The sequence below is a fragment of the Pseudomonas sp. BN102 genome, assembly GCF_029871245.1.
Classification (GTDB): Bacteria; Pseudomonadota; Gammaproteobacteria; order Pseudomonadales; family Pseudomonadaceae; genus Metapseudomonas.
In genome coordinates, this window is record NZ_SSON01000065.1 from 204,932 (window position 1) to 225,545 (window position 20,614).

The window sequence follows — 20,614 nt, forward strand, 5'->3', positions numbered from 1 at the left end:
TCCCGGAGTGAGAGGGAGCTGTCCGTGCCAGGCGAGTAGGAGCTGAGAGGGAATCTATTGGAATTCGCCTGGAGCTGGCCGGCTACAACGCGGCGAGGATGCCCTGGCCCACCACTCGGGTGGTTTCGAAGCCGAAGTCAGCCTTGCCTTCTTCCAGCAGGAAGTTTTCCACAGCCTTCTCCAGGCGCTTGGCCAGGGCGGGTTTCTGCCAGTGGTAGCGCAGCAACAAGGCGGTGCTGAGGATCGCGGCCAGGGGGTTGGCGCGGCCGCTGCCGGCGATGTCGGGGGCGCTGCCGTGGATGGGTTCGGCCAGGGCTATGTCCTGGCCCCAGTTGAGGGAAGGCGCGAGGCCAAGACCGCCGCTCCAGTGGCAGGCGAGGTCGGAGAGGATGTCGCCGAAGAGGTTGCTGGTAACGATCAGGTCGAAGGCTTCGGGCTGCTCCACCAGTTGCAGGGCAGCGAGATCCACCAGGCGTTCGTCGAGTTCGGCGGCCCAGCCTTCGCCTTCCAGCACTTCGCGGCAGGTGTCGCGGAACAGGCCGCAGGTGACGGGCAGGACATTGGCCTTGTGGACCAGGGTGATGCGTCGGGCCTTGCGTGCCTTGGCCACTTCCAGCGCGCGCAGGGCCAGGGCCTGGGTGGCGTCGCGGCTGATGACCCATTCGGCGATGGCCACGCCTTCGGATTCCCAGTGTTCGCGGCCGCAGTAGAGGCCTTCGCTGTTCTCGCAGAGGAGGATGAGGTCGACCCCCGGCCTGGGGGAAATGCTGGGCCAGCTGCGCACCGGGCGCAGGTTGGTGTTGAGCTTGAGCTGTTGGCGCAATTGCAGGATGGCACTGCGGTAGCCGACGACCCGTTGACCGGTGAGAGACGAGACGGCGCCGAACAGGCCGGCCCCGCACTCGAGCAGGGCCTGGAAGGTAGCATCCGGCACGGCGCTGCCGTGGCGCTGGAAGCAGTCCCAGCCTGCTTCGGCTTCCACCGTCTGCAGGTCGGGCAGGAGTTTCTCCAGCACTTGCACGGCCACCGGCACCACCTCGCGGCCAATGCCGTCCCCGGGAATCACGACAAGCTTGTACATGGGCTCACCTCAGGGAGGGTCGCGTCGCCAACAACAGGCCGGCAAAGATCAGCGCCCCACCGAACCAATGGTAAGCCTGCAGTCCCTCGCCCAACAGCAGGTAGCCGAGCAAGGCGGTGAAAACTGGCATCAGGTAATTGGTGAGCACGGCCTTGGCCACGCCCAGCACGCGGATGCCCTGGTTCCACAGCAGGTAGGCCAGCAGCGAGGCGCAGATGCCGGTGTAGACAATGGCGGCGAGGTTATCCACAGAGCGTTCGAAGGTCTGCCCGCTGGCCAGTTCCAGCAGGTAGAAGGGCAACAGCAGGGGCACGCCGCAGAGCACCAGCGCCCCCAGCAACACCAGCGGCGGAAACTGGAAGTAGTGGCTCCAGCGGCGCAACAACAGGGTGTAGAGGGCCCAGTCGAGCACCGCAACGAGCATGATCAGGTCGCCGGGGTTGAACGACAGCGCGGCCAGTTGCGCCAACCGCCCCTGGGCGATCAGCACCAGCAGGCCGACGGTCGCCACCACAAGGCCGAGCCAGGCGCGCCTGGGTGGCCATTCGTTGAGCAGCACCCCGGCGCCGATGAAGGTAGCCAGCGGCAGGCAGGTGTTGAGCAGGGTCAGGTTGATGGCCACCGTGGTGCGCGCGGCGAAGTAGAGCAGCACGCTGAAGGTGCTGATCCCAAGGGCAGCCACCAGCAGCAGGCGCCAGCCGGCACGGCGCAGCTGGCTGCGGTGTTCCCACATGGGTCGTGCAACGAAGGGCAGGAGGATGGCGAGGGCCAGGCTCCAGCGCCAGAAGGCCAGGGTGAAGGGCGGGATGGCGTCGTGGAAGGCGCGGGCCACCAGGGCGTTGCCTGCCCAGAAGAGGCTGGCCACGAGCAGGCCGAGCCAAGCCAGGCCGACGGCCCGGCTGCTTTGTTGTGGCATGGTTCAGTTCTGTCCGAGTGGGCGCAGGCGGTACTGCGGCGGCAGTTGCTCCATGCCGCTGACGGTAACGTTGAGGTTCTTCCAGATGCCGTCCTTGATGCCGTAGATGCAGCCGTGGACGGAAAGCTCCTGGCCACGGTGCCAGGCATTCTGGACGATGGTGGTGTGGCTGACGTTGGCCACCTGCTGGATGACGTTCAGCTCGCAGAGGCGGTCCACCCGCTCTTCCTCGGTGGCAAACGTCGCCAGGTGGTCGCGCTGCTCGTAGTAGAGGTCGCGGATGGTGCGCAGCCAGCCGTCGATCAGGCCGTACTGGGTGTCGCGCATGGCGGCGCGGACGCCACCGCAGCCGTAGTGGCCGGTCACCAGTATGTGTTTCACCTTGAGCACGTCCACGGCGTACTGGATGACCGACAGGCAGTTGAGGTCGGTGTGCAGCACCACGTTGGCCACATTGCGGTGGACGAAGAGGTCGCCGGGCAGCATGCCGACGATCTCGTTGGCCGGCACGCGGGCGTCGGAGCAGCCAATCCAGAGGAATTCCGGCACCTGCTGCTTGGCGAGCTTGGAGAAGAAGTCCGGGTCGCGCTGCTTGATGTTTTCGGCCCAGCGCGCGTTGTTGTCGATCAGCTGTTGCAGGTCGCTCATGCTTCTTCTCCTTTTCTGGCTGGCGCACCTTACGGAGCGCCGGGAGCTTTGGCAATGGCCGGCGTCGGGCTCAGTCGATCAGGGTGCAGGCCATCACCAAGGCGTCTTCACGCCCGCCCACGGCCGGGTAGTAGTCGCGCCGGCGGCCGATCTCGTTGAAGCCGTAACGCTCATACAGCCGGTAGGCGGACTGGTTGCTCGCGCGCACTTCGAGGAAGCATTCCCCGGCCTGGAGTTCGCGGGCGCGCTCCATCAGGTGCTCCAGCAGGCGCAGGCCGAGGCCGCGGCCCTGGCTTTCCGGCTTGACGGTGATGTTCAGCAAATGGGCTTCGCCGACTATCACGTTGATCACGCCGTGGCCGACCTGCTGGCCACCTTCGAACATCAGCCAGCAGTCGTAGGACTTGAGGCTGTCGTTAAAGATGCCGCGGGTCCAGGGGTGGCTGAAAGCGGCAAATTCGATTTTCAGTACGGCATCGAGGTCCGCCTCGGTCATCGGGCGGAAGGAAACAGCATCGGTCATTCGGTGTTCTTCCAGCGGCGCATCACACGGCGCATGGCTTGCCAGAGTTCGGCCTTGCGCTGAGGCTCGTCCATCAACAGTTCGAGGCCCGGCAGTGCCCAGGCGGCGCCCAGGCCTTCGACCTGCAGTTCGCGGTTGAAGGCCTCGCTATCGGCTTCGCCGGCAAAGCGCACCGCCGGCAATCCCACCAGCCAGAGGCAGGCGCACTCGCCCTGCTCTTCCAGGCGTACACCGACGAAGCCCTGGACGAAGTCGCGGGCCGCGTCGGGGCCCTGGTCCATGCTGCCGCGGCTGAGCAGCGGCCAGCGTACCGGCTCGCCGATCAGTTGCGGGCTGTCGGGCAGGCCGGCGGCGCGCAGCAGGTCTTTCAGCAGCAGGTAGGCCGGGTCGCGGCTCTGGAAGGGCTCACCGGTGGGCAACTCCACCAGCAGCATGCAGTTGCCGGCGCGCAGCAATTGCATGGAGAAGCGCGGCGGAGGCAGCACTTCGACCTTGGCCGGCGTGGCCTCGGGCTCGGCGCTGGCCTCGAGCTGCACGGCCTGGCGCGGCGTGCTGCCGGGCCGGGGGATCTCGATCTTCGGCCGGGTGGAGGCCGGGCGCGCTTCGGCGACCGGGCTGGCCGGAGTGGTCTCGGCGACCGGCTTTGGTGCGTCCTCGAGGGGGACTTCCGGAGCCGGGGCGAGCAGTTCGGGGCGGGAGGGCGCGGCAAAGGGCAATGCCACGCGCGGCAGCCAGGTGGCTACCTGCATGGCATTGAGATACGCGCGACGACGGAGTTCAGCTATCAAACGTCAGCAACCTGTGGATGAGCCCTGCGCACACCTGCCTGCATCAGGTTCAGCGCATTGAGGTAGGCCTTGGCGGAGGCCACCACTATATCGGTATCGGCGCCATTGCCGTTGACGATTCGTCCGGCTTTTTCCAGGCGCACAGTCACTTCGCCCTGGGAATCGGTGCCCTCGGTGATGGCATTGACCGAGTAGAGCTGCAGGCTGGCCTCGGAGGAAGCCAGGCTTTCGATGGCCTTGAAGGTGGCGTCCACCGGGCCGGAACCCTCGGCGCTGGAGCCCTGCTCGACGCCGTCGATGGCCAGCACCAGCTTGGCGTGCGGTACCTCGCCCGTCTTGGACGCCACTTCCAGGTAGACCAGCTTGAAGTGTTCCGGGGCTTCGTCGCCCAGGGTGTCGGAGACCAGTGCCTGCAGGTCCTCGTCGAAGATCTCGTGCTTCTTGTCCGCCAGCTCCTTGAAGCGGGTGAAGGCGGCGTTCAGCTCGGCCTCGCTGGCAAGCGCAATGCCCAGCTCGTCGAGGCGGGTGCGGAAGGCATTACGCCCGGAGAGCTTGCCCAGCACCATCTTGTTGGTGTTCCAGCCGACGGACTGGGCGGACATGATCTCGTAGGTCTCGCGGTGCTTGAGCACGCCGTCCTGGTGGATGCCAGATTCGTGGGCGAAGGCGTTGGCGCCGACGATGGCCTTGTTCGGCTGCACCGGGAAACCGGTGATACCGGAGACCAGGCGCGAGGTGCTGAGGATGTGCGGGGTGTCGATGTTGGTGTAGACGCCAAGGACGTCCTGGCGAGTCTTGATGGCCATGACGATTTCTTCCAGCGCGGCGTTGCCAGCGCGCTCGCCCAGGCCGTTGATGGTGCATTCCACCTGGCGGGCGCCGACGGCCACCGCAGCCAGGGAGTTGGCCACGGCCAGACCCAGGTCGTTGTGGCAGTGCACCGAGAAGATCGCCTTGTCGGCATTGGGGATGCGCTGCAGCAGCTGGCGGATGGTTTCCGCGTACTGGTGGGGGATGGCGTAGCCGACCGTATCGGGAATGTTGATGGTGCGGGCGCCGGCATCAATGGCGGCCTCGATTATGCGGCAGAGGAAGTCGATCTCGGAGCGGCCGGCGTCCTCGCAGGAGAACTCCACGTCCTCGCAGAGGTTGCGCGCGCGCTTGACCGCGCGGACCGCCTGTTCCACCACCTGGTCCGGCTGCATGCGCAGCTTGTACTGCATGTGGATGGGGCTGGTGGCGATGAAGGTGTGGATGCGCGCGGAGTTGGCACCGACCAGGGCCTCGGCGGCGCGGTCGATATCGGCGTCCACCGCCCGCGACAGGCTGCACACGGTGCTGTCCCTGATGCTGCCGGCGATGGCCTTGACCGCCTCGAAGTCGCCGGGGCTGGCGATGGCGAAGCCGGCCTCGATCACGTCCACCCGCATGCGTTCCAGGGCCTTGGCAATGCGCAGCTTCTCTTCCTTGGTCATGGAGGCACCAGGGCTCTGCTCGCCGTCCCGCAAGGTGGTATCGAAGATGATGACGCGATCGTTGCTGCTCATGTCTTGCTCCTCACGGCCCCACCGTGCGTGCGGCCGGGGCTCAGGCTGATGGCGCCGGACTGCTTGTGGCGACGGCTCCAGATCAGGGAATTGTGGCGTGAAAAGCGGTGGGCGGAAAGGTCGGTGGGCGGGTGGCGGCGAGGGGGAAACCTTTGGCGGAGCTTTTACTGTGGAGGCGAATTCATTCGCTAAGGGCTGCGCAGCAGCCCCGGTGCCCCCCTGGCCGAACCTACGGTCCGGTTAGCGAATAAATTCGCCCCCACGAAAAGCGAACAGCCGACCTCAGTTGATCGGCGTAGCCGTGAGGTTGGTGCCGATATCGGCGTTCTGCACCTTGATGCCGTACATGGAAGTGACAGCGCCGCCGGTGGGATGGACGTGTTGCAGGCGCTCGACGTTGACTTCCTTGAAGTGGATACGGCCGTTCACCGCGAAGCCCAGGGGATCGGGGGTAACCGTCGTGCAGCTGCCACCACTGTTCGTGCAGACCTTGGTTGGCGCCACGTCAAGGTTGATATCGGCATTGAAGCCATAGCTGTTGGCGTTGGGGTCACTGGGGTTGCCGTCCGAGGTGTAGAAATTATCCACAACCAGTTGGCTGCCGCTGCCGGCCGCGCCGTTGACGCGGTTGGTTTCCCAGACGATCTGGTTGCGCTTCTCGTCGGTAGCCACGCCATTGCTGCTGCTTTCCACGGCCGTGTCGCGGACGAAGACGTTCTTCAGCTTCACCGACACCCCTTCGTTGCCCCGGTCTTCCCAGCGCCCGCCGCCGGCCGAGCAGGCGCCGGCATTGGCGCCGCTGCCGCCGACGCAAAGGGCGCCAGCACCGCCGGAGCTTAGCGCCAGGGTGGAGCCCTGTTCAAAGCGCTTGAGCACCAACCGGCCGAGGCTGGTGCCAGTGCTGCGGTCGCCCCAGCGCAGGTCGGCGACGTCCAGCTTGGACCAGTAGGAGCCTTTGCTCAGCTCCACGCCGTTGTTGCTCACGTCCACCGAGCCATCGCGAAAGTGCATGTCGTAATTGGTGCCGGCCAGCCACAGGCCCTTGCCGTTTTCGTCCACCGTGATCGCGGCGCGGGCGTCGGTGAAGTAGAAGTCGGCGCTGTAGCGCAGGCCGTCGCCGCTCTTGCCACCCGGCAGCAGGGTGATCTGGCCGTTCAGGGTGAAGTCGTAGGCCGGGAAGATTTCCATCAGCACCAGCAGTTCGGTACCGCCCTGCAGCGGTGCGGTGGACGAGCCCACCCGCAGGCCGTCGAAACTGTAGCCGCCCTTGATGTTGGCAAGGCCCAGGCGCAGGCCGTCGAAATGGCCGTTGTAGTTGCCCTTACTCATGTCGCTCTGGGTACCGGCATAGCAGCCGGTGCTCGCCCCGCCCGCGCAGCTCTTGGTCAGGTCCAGGGTGAGCTGGCCGGTGCCGTGGGTGCGCAGGCCGCTGAACCACATGCTGTTGCCGTTATCGGTGAGGGAAACCGAGCTGTTGGCCATGTTCCAGCTGATATCGGCGGTCAGCCCCTTGGCCCCAGAGTTGGGATCGCCGCCCGGCCGCAGCTTGAGCCAGTTCTGCCTGGCGCCGTCGTCGGCGAAGTTGAGGTCGATGGCCAAGCTGCCGAGCTTCTGATTGGTCGGGTTGCCGATGATCAGCCCACCCAGTGTGGCGTTCAGCTTGAGGTCCTGGAACGCCACCTGTGCATAACTGCCGCCCACGTCCTGGGCCAGGTCGAGCGTCAGGCCGCCGAGGCTGCGCAGGGTGCCGGAGAAGTTCTCGGCGCGCAGGATACCTTCATCCTGGTACTGGAACAGGCTGCTGCCGATATTCAGGTCGGGGCGGATGCGGATGCCGTCGCCACTGGCGCCCCCGCTGGCGATGCTGAGGCTGCCGCCCAGGCGCAAGTCCATGCTCAGCCTGCCGAAGCTGCGGCTGGCGCCGGCGTCGCGCAGGTCCGGCGCATTCGGGGTCACGGGCGAGGCGGCGGGGTCGCCATGGGCGAGGTCGAGGCCGATGCCGCCCACTGTGCCGATGAAGCGCGCATCCCCCAGGTTCAGCTTGACCTCCTGGCCGCTGCCACCATTGACAATGTCCAGGTAGGCGTTGTCCAGGTAGGTGTCGAAGGACAGGCCTTTGACGATCAGGTCGAAGCCGTTGTCTCGGTAGTAGAAGGTCACATCGGTGAGGGACAGCCGGCTGTCGTCGATGGAAACGCCGCTGACGCCACTGGCCCCGCCGCCCTTGAGGTGCAGGGTCGCGCCAAGCGTATAGAAGGCGCGGAAGGCGCCGAAGCTCTTGCTGCTACCGTCCATTTCGATGTTGTTCACCGCCAGTACCTGGGGGCTTGCGGCGTGCTCGATCTGCAGTTGGCCGTCCTCCACGTCGAGGGTGGAACTGGACGTGCTGGCCCCGCCGTTGGCAGCGCGGTTGCTCACGTCCCGCAGGTTCAGGCTGCGGCCGTCCTCGCTGTAGCTGACGCTGTCGGCCGACCAGCCCTGGCTGGAGGTTTCCAGGCTGATACCGCCCTGGCCGCTGACCGAGGACATGGCGGAGTCGTCCAGCGCTTCCATGGCCTGGGCCTGGGAGGCGAGGAGCATACCGAGCAGCAAGGGGGCTGGGCGCATGGTCGGTTCCTCAGTTCTTCGGAAAGATCAGCACGCTGCCCTGCATGCGGATGGTGCCGTCGATCTTCGCCGAGAAGATGTTGGTCTGCTGGTAACCGGGATTGCCGCCGTTGGCGAGGGTACCGGCCTTGTTCTGCCAGCCGCCCTGGTTGGCCACGCCGAAGGCGAAGCTGCCGTCCTTGAAACGCACCTCGTTAGGCAGTCCGAATGCCAGCACGTCCTGGTTGAAAGCCGCACCATCGCCGCCGAAGCCACTGGTGATGGTGCGGGTATTCAGGGTCAGGCCCTCGAAGCTGAAGATGCCCTTGAGGTTGTCCAGCACGTACCAGCCGCCGTTGGCCTCGGTACGGATGGCGATGCGCAGGCCGCAAGTTTCCGGAGTGGCGCTGCCGGCGGTGGCGCAGCTGCGCTGATTGACCGTCCAGGTGGCGGCGTCGTTGGAGGCCGGGGTGTTCCACAGCACGCCGCCGTTCTTGTTGATGCTGAACTCGCCGGAGAGGTAGACCCCGCCCTGCCCGCTCAGTTGGCTCAGGTCGGCGTCTTCCAGCGCCTGCAGCTCGGCCCGTGCCAGGCTCGGCAGCATCAGCAGCGCCGTCAGGTAGAGCACCTTAGAGGTCATGACTGGTCACCCTCAGGTAGTTGATGCCGAGGCCCTGGATGGCGTTGTAGCCGAAGTTGTAGCCGCCACTGCTGAAGCTGCCGCTGCCGGCCTGAAGGCTGTTGATGACGATGTTGGTACGCGGGGCATTGGCGTAGAAGTCGGCGGCCAGGGCGTCCTTCTGTGCCTGGGTGGTGCCGGAGGCAGTGGGGTTGGGCAGTTCGAGCACGAACTGGCCGTTGCTGCTCACGTCGAACAGCAACGGCTGGGTCTTGCCGTAGCCGAGGGAAATGTTGGCGTAGGCGTTGTTGAGGAAGATGGTGCGGTCGCGCTGCTCAGTGGCGGTGGTGCAGCCGCTGGTGTTGGCCGCGCAGCTCATGATCTGCAGGCTCTTGGTGAATAGGTTGATGCGTGCCTCGCCGACCATCTGGTTGCGGCTGCTGTCACCCCACAGGCGCAGGTAGGAGCCGTCCATCGCCAGCTCGGCGAAGTCCAGATTGAGGATATCGGTGCGCCCGGCGGCCACCTGGAAGTCGAAGCGTATCCCCAGGTCGACCTTCTCGCTGGCCCGGCTGGAGCAGTTGTTGCCTGCCGCGGCGAAACCGGTGATGCAGGGCTGGCCGGCGGCACCGGTGAGGCGCTCGGGGAACACGAATTCGAGGACGGTGACGTTGCTGGGGGTGGTCTGCACCCACTGCCCGTCGTCGCGCAGGGTAAGCATGGCTTCGCCCTTGGCCAGGTTGAGGGCGAAGGGTTGGCTGAGCCGGCCGATGGTCACCGGGCTGAGGTTTGCGCCTTTGTTGCTGCCGGCGGCGCCGAGGTAGAACTCCTTCACCGCGATAGGCACGTTCTGCCCGCTACCATTGGTGATGTCGTTGATGGTGATGGTGGCGTTGCCGGCATCCATCAGCACGCTGTCCAGCACGAAGCCGATCCCCGCCCCCTGCACGCCGGACAACTCCTGGTCGTCCAGGGCCTGGAGTTCGGCCCGCGCCAGGCTTGCGAGCAGGGCGAAGCCCAGCAAAGGCAGCGATCTCGGCATCTTCAGCACCCCGCCGTGGCCGTTCCGAGGCAGGTGTCCTGGCGCGGAATGCCATTGAATGCCTGGTCGAAGTTGATGTTGATCGGCGCCACCAGGTTGCCGTTGGCATCCTTGTACTTGGGCATGTTCATGAAGGCGCCCTTGAGGGCGGTGATGAAGGCGTTGCGGTCCATGTCCTTCCAGGCCAGGTCCTGGGTCTGGAAGGAGATGAAGAAGCCCCGGGCCGCACCTTCCATATTGCTCATGTTGCTGACGTTGCCCACCGGCAGGGACTGGAACTGCGACAGCGGGAAGCAGGTGGAGATGCCGAGGATGCTGCAGTTCTGCGAGGCGAAGGCGCCCAGCAGGGCATCGGTCCAGCCTCCGGCGCAGCCCGAAGTGCAGGTCATGCCATCGCCGTTCTTGATGCCGGACATGCCGGCGCGAATCGGGTCCGCCACACCCTGGGCGGTCACCAGTTCGGCGTCGGCCTCGACTATGCTGCTGCGGTACACGCCGGCCAGGAACAGGGCGCTCTGCTGAAGGAAGTTGGACTTGTCGTAGATGGCGTTGCCGGTGCCCTTGATATGCACCGGGATACTGCCGGTCAGGCTCTGGATGTCGCCTGAGAGTACACCCTTGGACTCGCCGAAGCCGATGCGCACGCCCACCACCTTGCTGCCGGAGTACGCCAGCTCGACGAAGGGATTGGCGATCTTGAAGGGGTTCACCGAGCCATCGGCGTTGACCGTGCCCAGGGCGAAGTTGTTGATCAGGATGTCGGACGAGCCGGCGGCCTCGCCGGTCCGGGTCAGCAGGTCGTCGTACTGGCCGAGCTGGAGCTTCTTGATATTGAGCTGGGTGTCGACATTTACGCCGAAGTTGACCCGAGTGTAGTTGATCCCGGCATTGGCGTCGGTGGTGAGGTTGATGAAGGCCTGGCCGGTGACTTCGGAGAGTTCGTCGTCCCCCATTTCCTCCATCCGCGCCTGGGCGACGGATGCGCAGAACAGCCCCGCAAAGCAAACAGCCATCAGCTGCCAGGCTGGAAGCAGTATCGAACCCATGGCGACTTCCCTGGTTGTTCTTGTATGGAGACGCGCTGCCGGCTCGCCCCCTTTCCGACCACTATAAGGAGCCCCGCCGCGAAGCGTCCCGACCCATAGTCGAGTCAATGGGCGATGGCTATTTGCCGGCCGATGGTCGGCTGTTACCCATCGCCACAGCGGGTAACGCCGGCTTCAGCCCTGGCGGAACAGGCCGATCAGGTGCTCGGCTATGGTGCCCTTGATGACCTCCACGTCCAGCCGGGAGATGCGTCCCAGGCGGCACGGGTCGATGCGGTGCAGGTGCAGCGAGGGCATGCGCGCCTCGTATTCGCGCAGATCGCCTTTCGCCAGCACCGGCAGGAACTGCTCGCCGCGCGCCTGGTAACGCCGGATCAGCAATTTGAGGCCAGCCTGGAAAGGCAGTTCGAGGGAGGGGCTCAGGCGATGCTCGCCGGGAATCTTCAGGTAGAGCCCGGTGCTGCCCAGTACCTCTCCGGGCAGGATATGGATGCCGGTGGGCAGCACAGCGTCGGCGGCGACCTCGTGGAAGATGTCGTGCCAGGCGCGCTCGTCGGGGAGGATGGTGATGCTGCCGTGCTCCTCCTCCGGCACCACGAAGCTGTAGCTGCTGTAGAGCTTCTCGACGTAGGGCGAGTAGACGCAGAGGCGGCTCTCGAAGCGCATCAGGAAGGCAATGGCCTCCTGCCGATTGGTGATGGCGTCGAGGTCCCAGTCCAGGTCGGTCTGGCATTCCAGCTCGGCCCAGCGGGCATCGGCGAATAGGGCGGGTTCGGGGCTCATGGTTCCTGCGATCGAACAGCGAATGGTTCGACAACGCAGAAAACATGCCAAGGAATTCAAGCACTTGAACGGGGCTTTTGGCCCTTTTCGCGGCATCTGATAGCACGATGCCAGTCGCAAACTGCCGAAAAACGTCAGTCTCGGGCGCGCGTCGCTCCTCTGATCGGTTGAAGCTGAATCGCCACCGGCAACCTGAAGTACAATCGCCTCTTTTTTCAGCGAACCCGGCCAATCGATGATCGATCCCAAGCGCGTACTGCGCGCCCTAGCCGAACACTGGACGTTGCTCGAACCGCTCTGCGAGCGTTTCGATACCGGCACCCTGAGTCTGGTCGAACTGCGCGTGCAGCTCGCCGCCCAGTTGCCGGAGGGCACGCCCACCGACGTGACCGCCCTGCTCGACCTCTGGGTGCGCCTGGACATCCTCGTTCCCGTGGCCAAGAGCCCGAACCGCTTCGAGCTGAACGCGCAGATCCACGACTTCCTCGCCTACCTGCGGCGCGAACACCGCCTCGGGCTGTGCCTGGAGATCGAAGCCTACTTGCGCCACCTGGAACGCCTCGCCGGCTATATCCAGGAAGCCTTCGAGATCCGCGACGGCAACGACCTGGCGCGCCAGCTGCGCCTGCTCGACATGCGCGTGCGCGACGTACTGAAGAAGCTCGACAACGACGAGCAGGCGCTGGTCGCCGTGGCCGACCGGGCCAAGACCAGTGACCGGCAGATTCCCCTGCGCCAGCGCTATGCCGAAGTGCTGGCCACCTGGGACGAGTACGTCGAGCCGATGATCCAGCTGGTGGCCGCCGACGGCGCCTTCGAACAGGGCGTGCGCCGCGTCGAGCAGGTGCTGCTGCGCCTGTTGGGCGAACAGCAGCGCCTCGGCCAACTGGTGGACGACGACCTGCTGCTGCGGACCCACGCGCGCATCCTGGAAATGCAGACCAGCGCCCAGCTGACCCTGCGCAAGGCCCGCGAGCTGCTGCTGCCGCTGCGCGAGGAAGCCCGACGGCACAACGCCGTGACCCGCGGCGCCGCCCTGGCGCTGTCGGTGATCCGCAAGAAGGGCCTGGACGCCGTGCCCCAGGCGGCCCTGCCGCTTTTCACCCGGCCGCAGAGCACCTTCCTCGGCAGCGGCTCCCAGGTGGAAGCCTATGTCTACGCCTTGGCGCGCTTCCAGCCCAAGCCGGCGCACTTCCCCAAATCCGGCAGCCAGCGCAAGGCCAGCGCCCCACGCTCGCCGAAGACCGCGCGGGAAATGCTCGACCGCTGCGAGCAGGCCCTGCCGCTGCCGGACCTGATGGTCTGGCTGCTGGAACAGGAACCCGAAGGCGCCACCGACGAGCTGCTCTACTGGTTCTCGCGCCTGTCCCGCGATGCGCGCTTTTCGCGCGATCGCCTGGAGCGCCGTGAATACCTGACCGCCGAGCACCAGGTCAGTCTGAGCTCCTACGCCCTGATCAAGAGCCAACCCGCCGCGGCCGAGAAGACTTCCTGATGAATATCGACCTGAAAGAAATGACCCAGCTGGCGCCCATCTTCCGCGAGCTGTTCAAGGGCTACCACCTCTCCCGCAGCGAGCCGGAGTGCTACGCCCAGCTGTCCACCATGCAGGACCAGTACCGCGCCCTATTCAAGGGCCTCGGTTTCGAGCTGGTCTGCGACCCGCGCGGTTTCTACTACTTCGTGCCGGAACAGATGGGCGCCCAGGTGAACAAGACCGCCCAGCGTCTGGCGCTGTTCACCTTCATCCTGGTCGAGCACCTGGCCGACCAGGGCCGCGACCCGCTCTCGGTGCTCGACGGCGGCAGCATCGGCCGCGACGAGCTGCCGGCCCTGCTGGAGAAGTACCGCGACCTGTTCCACCAGGCCGAGGTGACCACCCATGAAGAACTGGAAGAGAAGGTCATCCGCCGCCTTACCCAGCTCGGCTTCGCCGAGGACAGCAACGGCGTGTACCGCTTCCTGCCGCCCATGCACCGTTTCCTCGACGTGTGCCTGGCCGTGCAGCACGACCGCGACCTCGCCGCCAGCCTGCACAGCACCGACCTGGAACTGCACACCCCGGTGCTGATGGACGACGACAGCGGCGACACCATCGTCCCCATCGACATCCCTGGCGAAGTCGAAGTATCCGAAGAAGACGCCCTGGCCCGCGCCATGGCCGAAGAACGCGCAGCCCAGGAGGAGGACGCATGAGCCAGGAACGCTACGGCATCCGCCGCTTCGCCCTGCTGAACACCGCCGGTTACAGCCTCGGTCTGTTCCCGCTGGAAACCCCGCTGTCGATATACGGCGCCAACAACCTCGGCAAGTCGGCATCGATCAACGCGCTGCAGTTCCCCATCCTGGCGCGCATGTCAGACATGAGCTTCGGCAAGTACAGCCTGGAGCAGTCGCGCAAGTTCTACTTCGCCACCGACACCAGCTACATCCTGGTCGAAGTCTCCCTGCCCCACGGCCCCCATGTGATCGGCGTAGCCGGTCGCGGCCCGGGCGGCGGCTTCGGCCACCAGTTCTTCGCCTACCGCGGCGAGCTGAACCTGGAGCATTACCAGCGTGACGGCACCTGCCTGCGCCAGCGCGAACTGTTCAACAGCCTGGAGCGCGAGGGCATCAAGGCCTACGAGCTCAAGCCCGATGAGCTGCGGCGCCTGCTGGTGGGTGGCCATACCTCTATCCCGCTGGACCTGACCCTGATCCCGCTGCGCTCCACCAGCGAACAGAGCCTGAAGACCTTCCGCTCGCTGTTCATCAACCTGCTACACATGCGCGAGATCACCGCGGCCAAGCTCAAGCAGCTGTTCCTCGACGCCTTCGAGCACAGCCTGCGCTCCGGCAGCGTGGACTACATCGCTGCCTGCGAAGAGGCCTTCCGCGACGTGCGCCGCATGGAGCAGGACTACCAGGCCCTGGTAGCCGCCGGCCCGCTGGTGGAAGCCCTGGCCTCGGGCGTGACCCAGCGCGAAGTGCTGCGCGGCAAGCTGCACCGGATTTCGCCGCTGCTGGATACCCTGCTGGGCACCTGGCAGGACTACTCCACCGCCCGCCGCGAGGAGCTGGTGATCCAGGCCGAGCACTACCGCGGCGAGCAGGACGGCCTGCAGAACGAACAACGTGGCGGCACCCAGGAAATGATGCGCCTGGAACGCGCCATCACCGAAAGCCAGCGCTGGCTGGGCGAGCTGGCAGTGCTGAAGAACCGCTTCGCCCTGGTGGACGATGCCAAGGTGCTGGAGCAGCAACTGCTCGCCGCCAAGGACGCCCACGACGAGCTGGCCGGTGCGCTCGCGCAGTCCCGCCAGTTCTCCGCCGAGGACCTGGACGAGCGCCTGCGCGACCTGGAAAAACGCCTGAAGGCGGTCAAGCAGCAGCTCGACCATGCCGACAACAACAGCTACTCGCGCCTGCGAGAAGAATTCTCCCAGGCCGACGTGGACCGCCTGATGCGCCTGTTCAACGGCCAGCTGTTCAGTCTGCCGCTGGGCGAAAAGGGCATCCAGCTGGACGACGGCGAAGCCTGGGTGAAGACCCTGGAAACCGTGCTCGACCAGTTCAAGGGCAGCCAGTTCGAGGTGCCCGGCCTGTCCATCGACCTGTCCCATATCGAGCCGCCGGCCCTGCAGGCCCTGGCCGACCGCGCCGCCCTGCGCGACCAGAAGGACCGCCTGGAACGCGAGCTGAAGCAGCTCAAGACCCAGCAATCCGTGGCCGCCGACCGCGCCGCGAGCAAGGCCCAGGCCGAGCAGCTGTACCAGGCCGTACTGGACGCCCAGAAGGCCCTGGAAGACTTCCGCAGGACCCAGACCCTCGCTGCCGAAGAACCGGCCAAGCTGGAAGAGCTGGCGCAGCTGGAAGCCACCCAGGACGAACTCAAGCGCTCGGCGGACGCCTTCACCGAGCGCGTTCAGCAGCTGTCCGCCAAGCTGCAGCTGGTGGGCCGTCAGCTGGCCGACCTGGAAGCCAAGGATCGCACCCTCGAAGACTCCCTGCGCCGTCGCCAACTGCTGCCCGCCGACCTGCCATTCGGCAAGCCGTTCATGGACCCGGTGGACGACAGCCTGGACAACCTGCTGCCGCTGCTCAACGACTACCAGGACACCTGGCAGGCGCTGCAGCGCATCGACGGCCAGATCGAGGCGCTCTACGCCCAGGTACGCCTCAAGGGCGTGGCCAAGTTCGACAGCGAGGATGACACCGAACGCCGCCTGCAGCTCTTGATAAACGCCTACGCGCACCGCCAGGACGAAGCCCTGACCCTGGCCAAGGCGCGCCGCGCAGCGGTCACCGACATCGCCCGGACCCTGCGCAATATCCGCAGCGACTACGACAACCTGGAACACCAGCTGGCCCTGTTCAACCGCGAGATCAACAAGCGCCAGGTCTCCAACCTGCAAAGCTTCCGCATCGTCCTGGCGCCGAACAAGGAAGCCCTGCGGCACATCGACCAGATCATCCACAGCGCCGGCCAGTACGAGGAAGGCGAGACCCTTTCGGTCTTCGACCTGACCAACTCGACCGACCAGGATGCGAAGAACGAGGAAGCCAAGGAGTACCTGGCCCGCCTGGTGGCGGCCAACGGCAACCAGCTGGGCCTGAAGGACCTGTTCGAGTTGGCCTTCGAGATCACCAAGGTGCACGGCCAGCCGGTGATCCACACGGACATCGATGGCGCCGCCTCCAACGGCACCACCATGACCATCAAGGCGCTGACCAACATGTACCTGCTGCTGCACCTGATGGACCGCGAGCAGGCTGGGCGCATCCGCCTGCCCTACTACCTCGACGAGGCGGCGGACATCGACGAGCGCAACCAGCAGGCGCTGATCGAGACCAGCCAGCAACTGGGCTTCACACCCATCCTGGCGTCGGTGAAGCCGCAGGTATCGGCCAACGTCGCCATCGACCTGGAAGGCGGCAGCGGTCCGAACGGCATCTACATCGACGAAGCGGACTGGAAGTTCATCAAGCGCCGCGAGGTGGCCAAGGCCGCCAGCGATGCGAACGAGCCGGAGACGGCGGCCGAGCCGGCCTAGGTACCTTCCTGGCAAAGCAAAAGGGCCGCAATTGCGGCCCTTTTTTTTGGTCTGGAATCAATCAACCGGTAAAGCGTGATCCACCCTGCTGAGGGGCGGCGTAGGGTGAAAATCCGCGAGGCGAATTTCCACCGCTGCCGAGGCAAGTCAGCTTTAATTGCCCAGCGGAATCTTCGGCGCCCAGGTCAGCCACTCGTCCTCGGCGTCGTCATGCAGGGCGAAGGTCTGGCCATCGAGGGCGCGATTGCCCATCTGCGCTTCGTTCGGCGTCGCGAAGGAGATACCGCCTTCCATCAGCGACTCCAGGGATTCGGTGCGCACCTTGACCCCCTTGAACAGGCTGGCGTCCACGCCGACACCGCTGGTGTGCCAGAAGCGGCTACCGCTGTGCACCAGGGGCGCATAGCGCGGCTCGATCAACGCGTGGATGAACACGCGGTCAGCGGTCTTGCCCAGTTCGAAGGACAGTACCTTGCCCACCGGCACTTCGCGGTAGCTGACGATCACGCCGGGCTTGATGGAACCTCGGCGTGGCGCGCTCAGGGTGATGCGCAGGCCCTCCTGGCGCGCCAGGGAGTCCGGCGCCTCAGCCAGCGCGGTGAAGCGGGTCTGGGCCGCCCCCGGCTTGTTGGCCGGCAGCACTTCCAGGTACTGGCCGCTGACCAGGGTTTCCAGGTTGGCGGTGCGCAGCAGGCCGAGTTCGGGGCGCACCACCCAGAATTGGCTGCCGGCGCGGGCGATGCGATCCGGCGCCTGCATGATGCGCGCCTTGACCAACACACCGGAAAGGTCGTTGGCGAGGCTGACGGACTCTACCTCGCCGACATCGATGCCCTTGTAACGTATCGGTGTACCTTCCTTGAGGCCGTCGGCATGGGGTACGGAAATTTCGATCAGGGTGCCCTTGGCGATGGCCAGGTCTTCGTCCTGGTACAGGGTGAAGCGGCGTGGACGGGTCACCGGCTTGGCCTTGGGGTCCGGGGTGCTGAAGGTGATGCCTCCCGCCAGCAGGGTCTGCAGGGATTCGCTCTTCACTTCGACACCCGACAACCCGCCCTTGAGGGTCACGCCGCTGGAGTTCCAGAAGCGCGTGGACTCGTTCACCAGCTTGGTGAACTCGGGCTCGATGTGCACGCCGATGACCACGCGCTGCTGATCACGGGACAGCTGGTAGCTCTGCACGCTGCCCACGCGCATCTGGCGGAACAGCACGGGGCTGCCGACCTCCAGGGAACCCAGGCGGTCGCTGGTCAGCACCAGGTGCAGACCGGGGGCGTCGGTATTCAGCGGAGGCGCCTTGGGCCGAACGTTGAACTCGCGGGTCGGGGTCCCCTCCTTGGCGAAGCGCACGGCAATGTAGTTGCCCTTCACCAGGGCTTCGATACCGGTGATGCCCGCCAGGGAAATCGACGGCTTGACCGTCCAGAACTCGGTGCCCTCCACCAGGTAGTCCTCGGTACGCGGCTCCATGGTCAGCTCGGCGGTGGCGCCAGTGAAGTCCTTGTCCATATCCAGCTTTTTCAAGGTGCCGACCTGCACGCCGTTGTACATCACCGGCGTGTTGCCCGGGCTGAGGCCACTGACGTCGTCCATGCGCAGCAGCACCCGCAGGCCCGCCTCGGCGGACTCGAAGCCGTCGTAGAGGCGGAAGGGGATGCTCGGATCGGTGGGCGGGCTGTCCTGGCGGTGCTCCGGGGTGGCGAAGGCAATACCGCCGGCCGCCATGCTGAGCAAGGACTCAGTTCGAATCTTCACCCCCGAGAGACCGGCAGTGACATTGAGCCCGCTGGCGTTCCAGAAGCGCGTGTGCTTGCGCACAAGGTGGGCGTAGGGCTGCTCGACATGCACCTTGATCTCGACCGTGCGCTGATCCTCGGCCAATTGGTAGCTCTTCACCTGGCCGACCTGGATCTGTCGGTAGTAGACCGGACTGCCCTGTTCCAGGGAGCCGAGGCGTTCGGCCTTGAGGGTGAGGTGCAAGCCAGGCAGCGAGTCGGAGAGTGGCGGGGGTTCAGTCAGGGCGGTGTATTTCCGCGCCGGCTCGCCCTTCACCGGGTCTATGGCGATGTAGATGCCGGAGACCAGGGTTTCCAGGCCGGTGACGCCGGCCAGGGACACCCGCGGGCGAACCAGCCAGAAGCGGGTCTCCTCGCTGAGGTAGGGGGCGGCTTCTTTGAGCACCTCGACCGTGGCGACCACGCCCTTGATGTCCTCACTGACGTGCAGGTCGGTCACCTTGCCCACCTGGATGCCCTTGTACATCAGTTGGGTCTTGCCAGCCTGGATGCCGTCGCCGTTCTCGAAGCGGATCTGGATTTCGATACCCGCCTCGCTCATGGCCTTCCAGGCCAGCCAGAGGCCGATGAGCAGCGCCACCAGCGGTAGCACCCAGATGGCGGACCAACTCGTGGTTTTGCGGGTTTTGGGCGTTGGCAGCTCAGGCATTCTCGTCGTCCATATCGGTGTTGTCCCAGATCAGTCTGGGGTCGAAAGTCACCGCCGCGGTCATGGTGATGATCACGACGCTGGCAAAGGCGGCCGCTCCCAGGTTGGCTTCGATGCTGGCCAGATTGCCGAAGTTCACCAGCGCCACCAGGATGGCGATGACGAAGATATCCAGCATGGACCAGCGGCCTATCCATTCGATGAAGCGGTACATCAGGATGCGTTGTCGCGGCGACATGGGCAGTCGCCGCTGTACTGAGTAAAGCAGCAGGGCGATGCCTACAAGCTTGAAAGTCGGCACCAGGATGCTGGCGATGAAGACCACCAGGGCAATGGGCACCATCTCGGCATGGATCAGCTCGAGCACGCCGCCCATGATGGTAGAGGGCGCGCCATTGCCGAAGAAGTTCACCGTCATGATCGGCAGCACATTGGCGGGTATGTAGAGGATTGCGGCGGTGATCAGCAGCGCCCAGGTACGGATCAGGCTGTTCGGGCGCCGCGGGTGCAGGCGGGAACCACAACGCGTGCAGGCGCCGTGGTCCTCATCCGATTCGGGACGGTTCAGTTGGTGGCACTCGTCGCAGACGACAATGCCGGCATCAATGGCGCGCATGGGACTCTCCCTCCGCATCCAGCGCATCCCAGACCTGGTGCGGCGACATGGTGACCTCCAGCCAGACCTGGGACAGCAGCAGCCCGATGAAACAGGCGAGCCCGATACCCAGGTGCAGGTCGGCCAGGTCGATCAGCTTGACGATGGAAACAAGGATGCCCATGAGGTAGACCTCGAGCATCCCCCACTCCCGCAGGTGGTGGTACAGGCGATAGAGCAGTATGCCCAGGCCCCGGGCACGGCCGGTGTTGATGCAGAGCAGCACCACCAGTTGGCAGAGCAGCTTGATCAGGGGAATGACCATGCTGCAGAGGAACACCACTATGGCCACGCTTGCCATGCCGGAGTCATACAGCCCGAGGACACCCGTCCAGACGGTGTCATGGGTCGTCTGCCCCAGCAGGTTGAGCTTCATGATGGGCAGGAAGTTGGCCGGGACGAACAACAGCAGTGCGGTGACCACCAGGGCCAGGGCGCGTCGCTCCATCTGCGAGCGGTGCACCACCATCTCGTAACCGCAACGGGGACAGCAGGCCTTCTGCTCTTCGCCAAGGTCGGGGCGACGCATCAGCAGGTCGCACTCGTGGCAGGCAATCAGATCGTGCAAGGGTAATTCGGATAACGGGCGTTGATCAGCCTGTTCAGGCATGGCGGCATGGCTCTCAGGGTAACGCGGGTATTTTAGACGAGCGGGCCTGCGCGGTCGCGACCCAAGCGTTTCGAGGCGCTACCGGCCTCAGGCTCCTGCCCACAACTTTCCTGCGCGCAAAGACAAACCCCCGACACGCCTGGGCGTATCGGGGGTTTGGGATAGGAGCTTGACGATGACCTACTCTCACATGGAGAAGCTCCACACTACCATCGGCGATGCGTCGTTTCACTACTGAGTTCGGGATGGGATCAGGTGGTTCCAACGCTCTATGATCGTCAAGCAATTCGGT

General features: G+C 65.3%; 17 protein-coding genes and 1 rRNA gene. 3 read left to right on the forward strand and 15 right to left on the reverse strand.

Annotated features, from left to right (window positions below; translation table 11 throughout):
- Nucleotides 1-82 precede the first annotated feature (82 nt).
- From E8F12_RS14260 to E8F12_RS14310, 11 genes are all read right to left on the reverse strand, one after another.
- On the reverse strand, nucleotides 83-1,081 hold the full coding sequence (locus tag E8F12_RS14260; protein ID WP_280325904.1) for an isocitrate/isopropylmalate family dehydrogenase: 999 nt from the start codon (nucleotides 1,079-1,081) through the stop codon (nucleotides 83-85).
- A 4-nt stretch (nucleotides 1,082-1,085) separates the two neighbouring features.
- On the reverse strand, nucleotides 1,086-1,997 hold the full coding sequence (locus E8F12_RS14265) for a DMT family transporter (RefSeq protein WP_280325905.1): 912 nt from the start codon (nucleotides 1,995-1,997) through the stop codon (nucleotides 1,086-1,088).
- A 3-nt stretch (nucleotides 1,998-2,000) separates the two neighbouring features.
- Complete coding sequence (gene can / locus E8F12_RS14270; protein WP_280325906.1) at nucleotides 2,001-2,645, reverse strand: carbonate dehydratase; 645 nt, start codon at nucleotides 2,643-2,645, stop codon at nucleotides 2,001-2,003.
- 70 nt (nucleotides 2,646-2,715) lie between these two features.
- Nucleotides 2,716-3,168: a ribosomal protein S18-alanine N-acetyltransferase gene (gene rimI, locus E8F12_RS14275; RefSeq protein WP_280286963.1), complete on the reverse strand. Its 453-nt coding sequence runs from the start codon at nucleotides 3,166-3,168 to the stop codon at nucleotides 2,716-2,718.
- Nucleotides 3,165-3,956, reverse strand: coding sequence for an energy transducer TonB (locus tag E8F12_RS14280; protein ID WP_280325907.1), 792 nt, complete (start codon nucleotides 3,954-3,956; stop codon nucleotides 3,165-3,167). Before E8F12_RS14280 ends, rimI begins: the two co-directional genes overlap by 4 nt.
- On the reverse strand, nucleotides 3,953-5,503 hold the full coding sequence (locus E8F12_RS14285) for a 2-isopropylmalate synthase (protein ID WP_280325908.1): 1,551 nt from the start codon (nucleotides 5,501-5,503) through the stop codon (nucleotides 3,953-3,955). Before E8F12_RS14285 ends, E8F12_RS14280 begins: the two co-directional genes overlap by 4 nt.
- Before the next feature lie 282 nt (nucleotides 5,504-5,785).
- Nucleotides 5,786-8,110 carry a DUF6160 family protein gene (locus E8F12_RS14290; RefSeq protein WP_280325909.1) on the reverse strand — a complete coding sequence of 775 codons (2,325 nt, stop codon included), beginning with the start codon at nucleotides 8,108-8,110 and terminating at the stop codon, nucleotides 5,786-5,788.
- 10 nt (nucleotides 8,111-8,120) lie between these two features.
- Nucleotides 8,121-8,729, reverse strand: a complete 609-nt coding sequence (locus E8F12_RS14295; protein ID WP_280325910.1) for a DUF6160 family protein — start codon at nucleotides 8,727-8,729, stop codon at nucleotides 8,121-8,123.
- Nucleotides 8,719-9,750: a hypothetical protein gene (locus E8F12_RS14300; RefSeq protein ID WP_280325911.1), complete on the reverse strand. Its 1,032-nt coding sequence runs from the start codon at nucleotides 9,748-9,750 to the stop codon at nucleotides 8,719-8,721. The genes E8F12_RS14295 and E8F12_RS14300 overlap by 11 nt, the downstream gene beginning before the upstream one ends.
- A 2-nt stretch (nucleotides 9,751-9,752) precedes the next feature.
- The gene (locus E8F12_RS14305; RefSeq protein WP_280325912.1) at nucleotides 9,753-10,796 is read right to left on the reverse strand and encodes a DUF6160 family protein; all 1,044 of its coding nucleotides are present in this window, start codon (nucleotides 10,794-10,796) and stop codon (nucleotides 9,753-9,755) included.
- Between the two features lie 174 nt (nucleotides 10,797-10,970).
- Nucleotides 10,971-11,579 carry a hypothetical protein gene (locus tag E8F12_RS14310; RefSeq protein WP_280325913.1) on the reverse strand — a complete coding sequence of 203 codons (609 nt, stop codon included), beginning with the start codon at nucleotides 11,577-11,579 and terminating at the stop codon, nucleotides 10,971-10,973.
- 235 nt (nucleotides 11,580-11,814) lie between these two features.
- On the opposite strand from E8F12_RS14310, the gene mksB reads away from it, so the two are divergent.
- The 3 genes from mksB to mksF are packed head-to-tail and all read left to right on the forward strand — an operon-like array spanning nucleotide 11,815 to nucleotide 16,612.
- Complete coding sequence (gene mksB, locus E8F12_RS14315; RefSeq protein WP_280325914.1) at nucleotides 11,815-13,074, forward strand: Mks condensin complex protein MksB; 1,260 nt, start codon at nucleotides 11,815-11,817, stop codon at nucleotides 13,072-13,074.
- The gene (gene mksE / locus E8F12_RS14320) at nucleotides 13,074-13,775 is read left to right on the forward strand and encodes an Mks condensin complex protein MksE (protein ID WP_280325915.1); all 702 of its coding nucleotides are present in this window, start codon (nucleotides 13,074-13,076) and stop codon (nucleotides 13,773-13,775) included. The genes mksB and mksE overlap by 1 nt, the downstream gene beginning before the upstream one ends.
- Nucleotides 13,772-16,612 (forward strand): Mks condensin complex protein MksF, encoded by a 2,841-nt coding sequence (gene mksF, locus E8F12_RS14325; protein WP_280325916.1) that lies wholly within the window; start codon nucleotides 13,772-13,774, stop codon nucleotides 16,610-16,612. Before mksE ends, mksF begins: the two co-directional genes overlap by 4 nt.
- 153 nt (nucleotides 16,613-16,765) lie before the next feature.
- Here mksF and E8F12_RS14330 read toward each other — a convergent pair whose 3' ends face one another.
- The 4 genes from E8F12_RS14330 to rrf form a co-directional block, all read right to left on the reverse strand.
- Nucleotides 16,766-19,057, reverse strand: coding sequence for an MlaD family protein (locus E8F12_RS14330; RefSeq protein WP_280325917.1), 2,292 nt, complete (start codon nucleotides 19,055-19,057; stop codon nucleotides 16,766-16,768).
- Nucleotides 19,050-19,673, reverse strand: a complete 624-nt coding sequence (locus tag E8F12_RS14335; protein WP_280325918.1) for a paraquat-inducible protein A — start codon at nucleotides 19,671-19,673, stop codon at nucleotides 19,050-19,052. Before E8F12_RS14335 ends, E8F12_RS14330 begins: the two co-directional genes overlap by 8 nt.
- Nucleotides 19,660-20,322 (reverse strand): paraquat-inducible protein A, encoded by a 663-nt coding sequence (locus tag E8F12_RS14340; protein WP_280325919.1) that lies wholly within the window; start codon nucleotides 20,320-20,322, stop codon nucleotides 19,660-19,662. Before E8F12_RS14340 ends, E8F12_RS14335 begins: the two co-directional genes overlap by 14 nt.
- A gap of 167 nt (nucleotides 20,323-20,489) precedes the next feature.
- Nucleotides 20,490-20,605, reverse strand: a 5S ribosomal RNA gene (gene rrf, locus E8F12_RS14345).
- Nucleotides 20,606-20,614 lie beyond the last annotated feature (9 nt).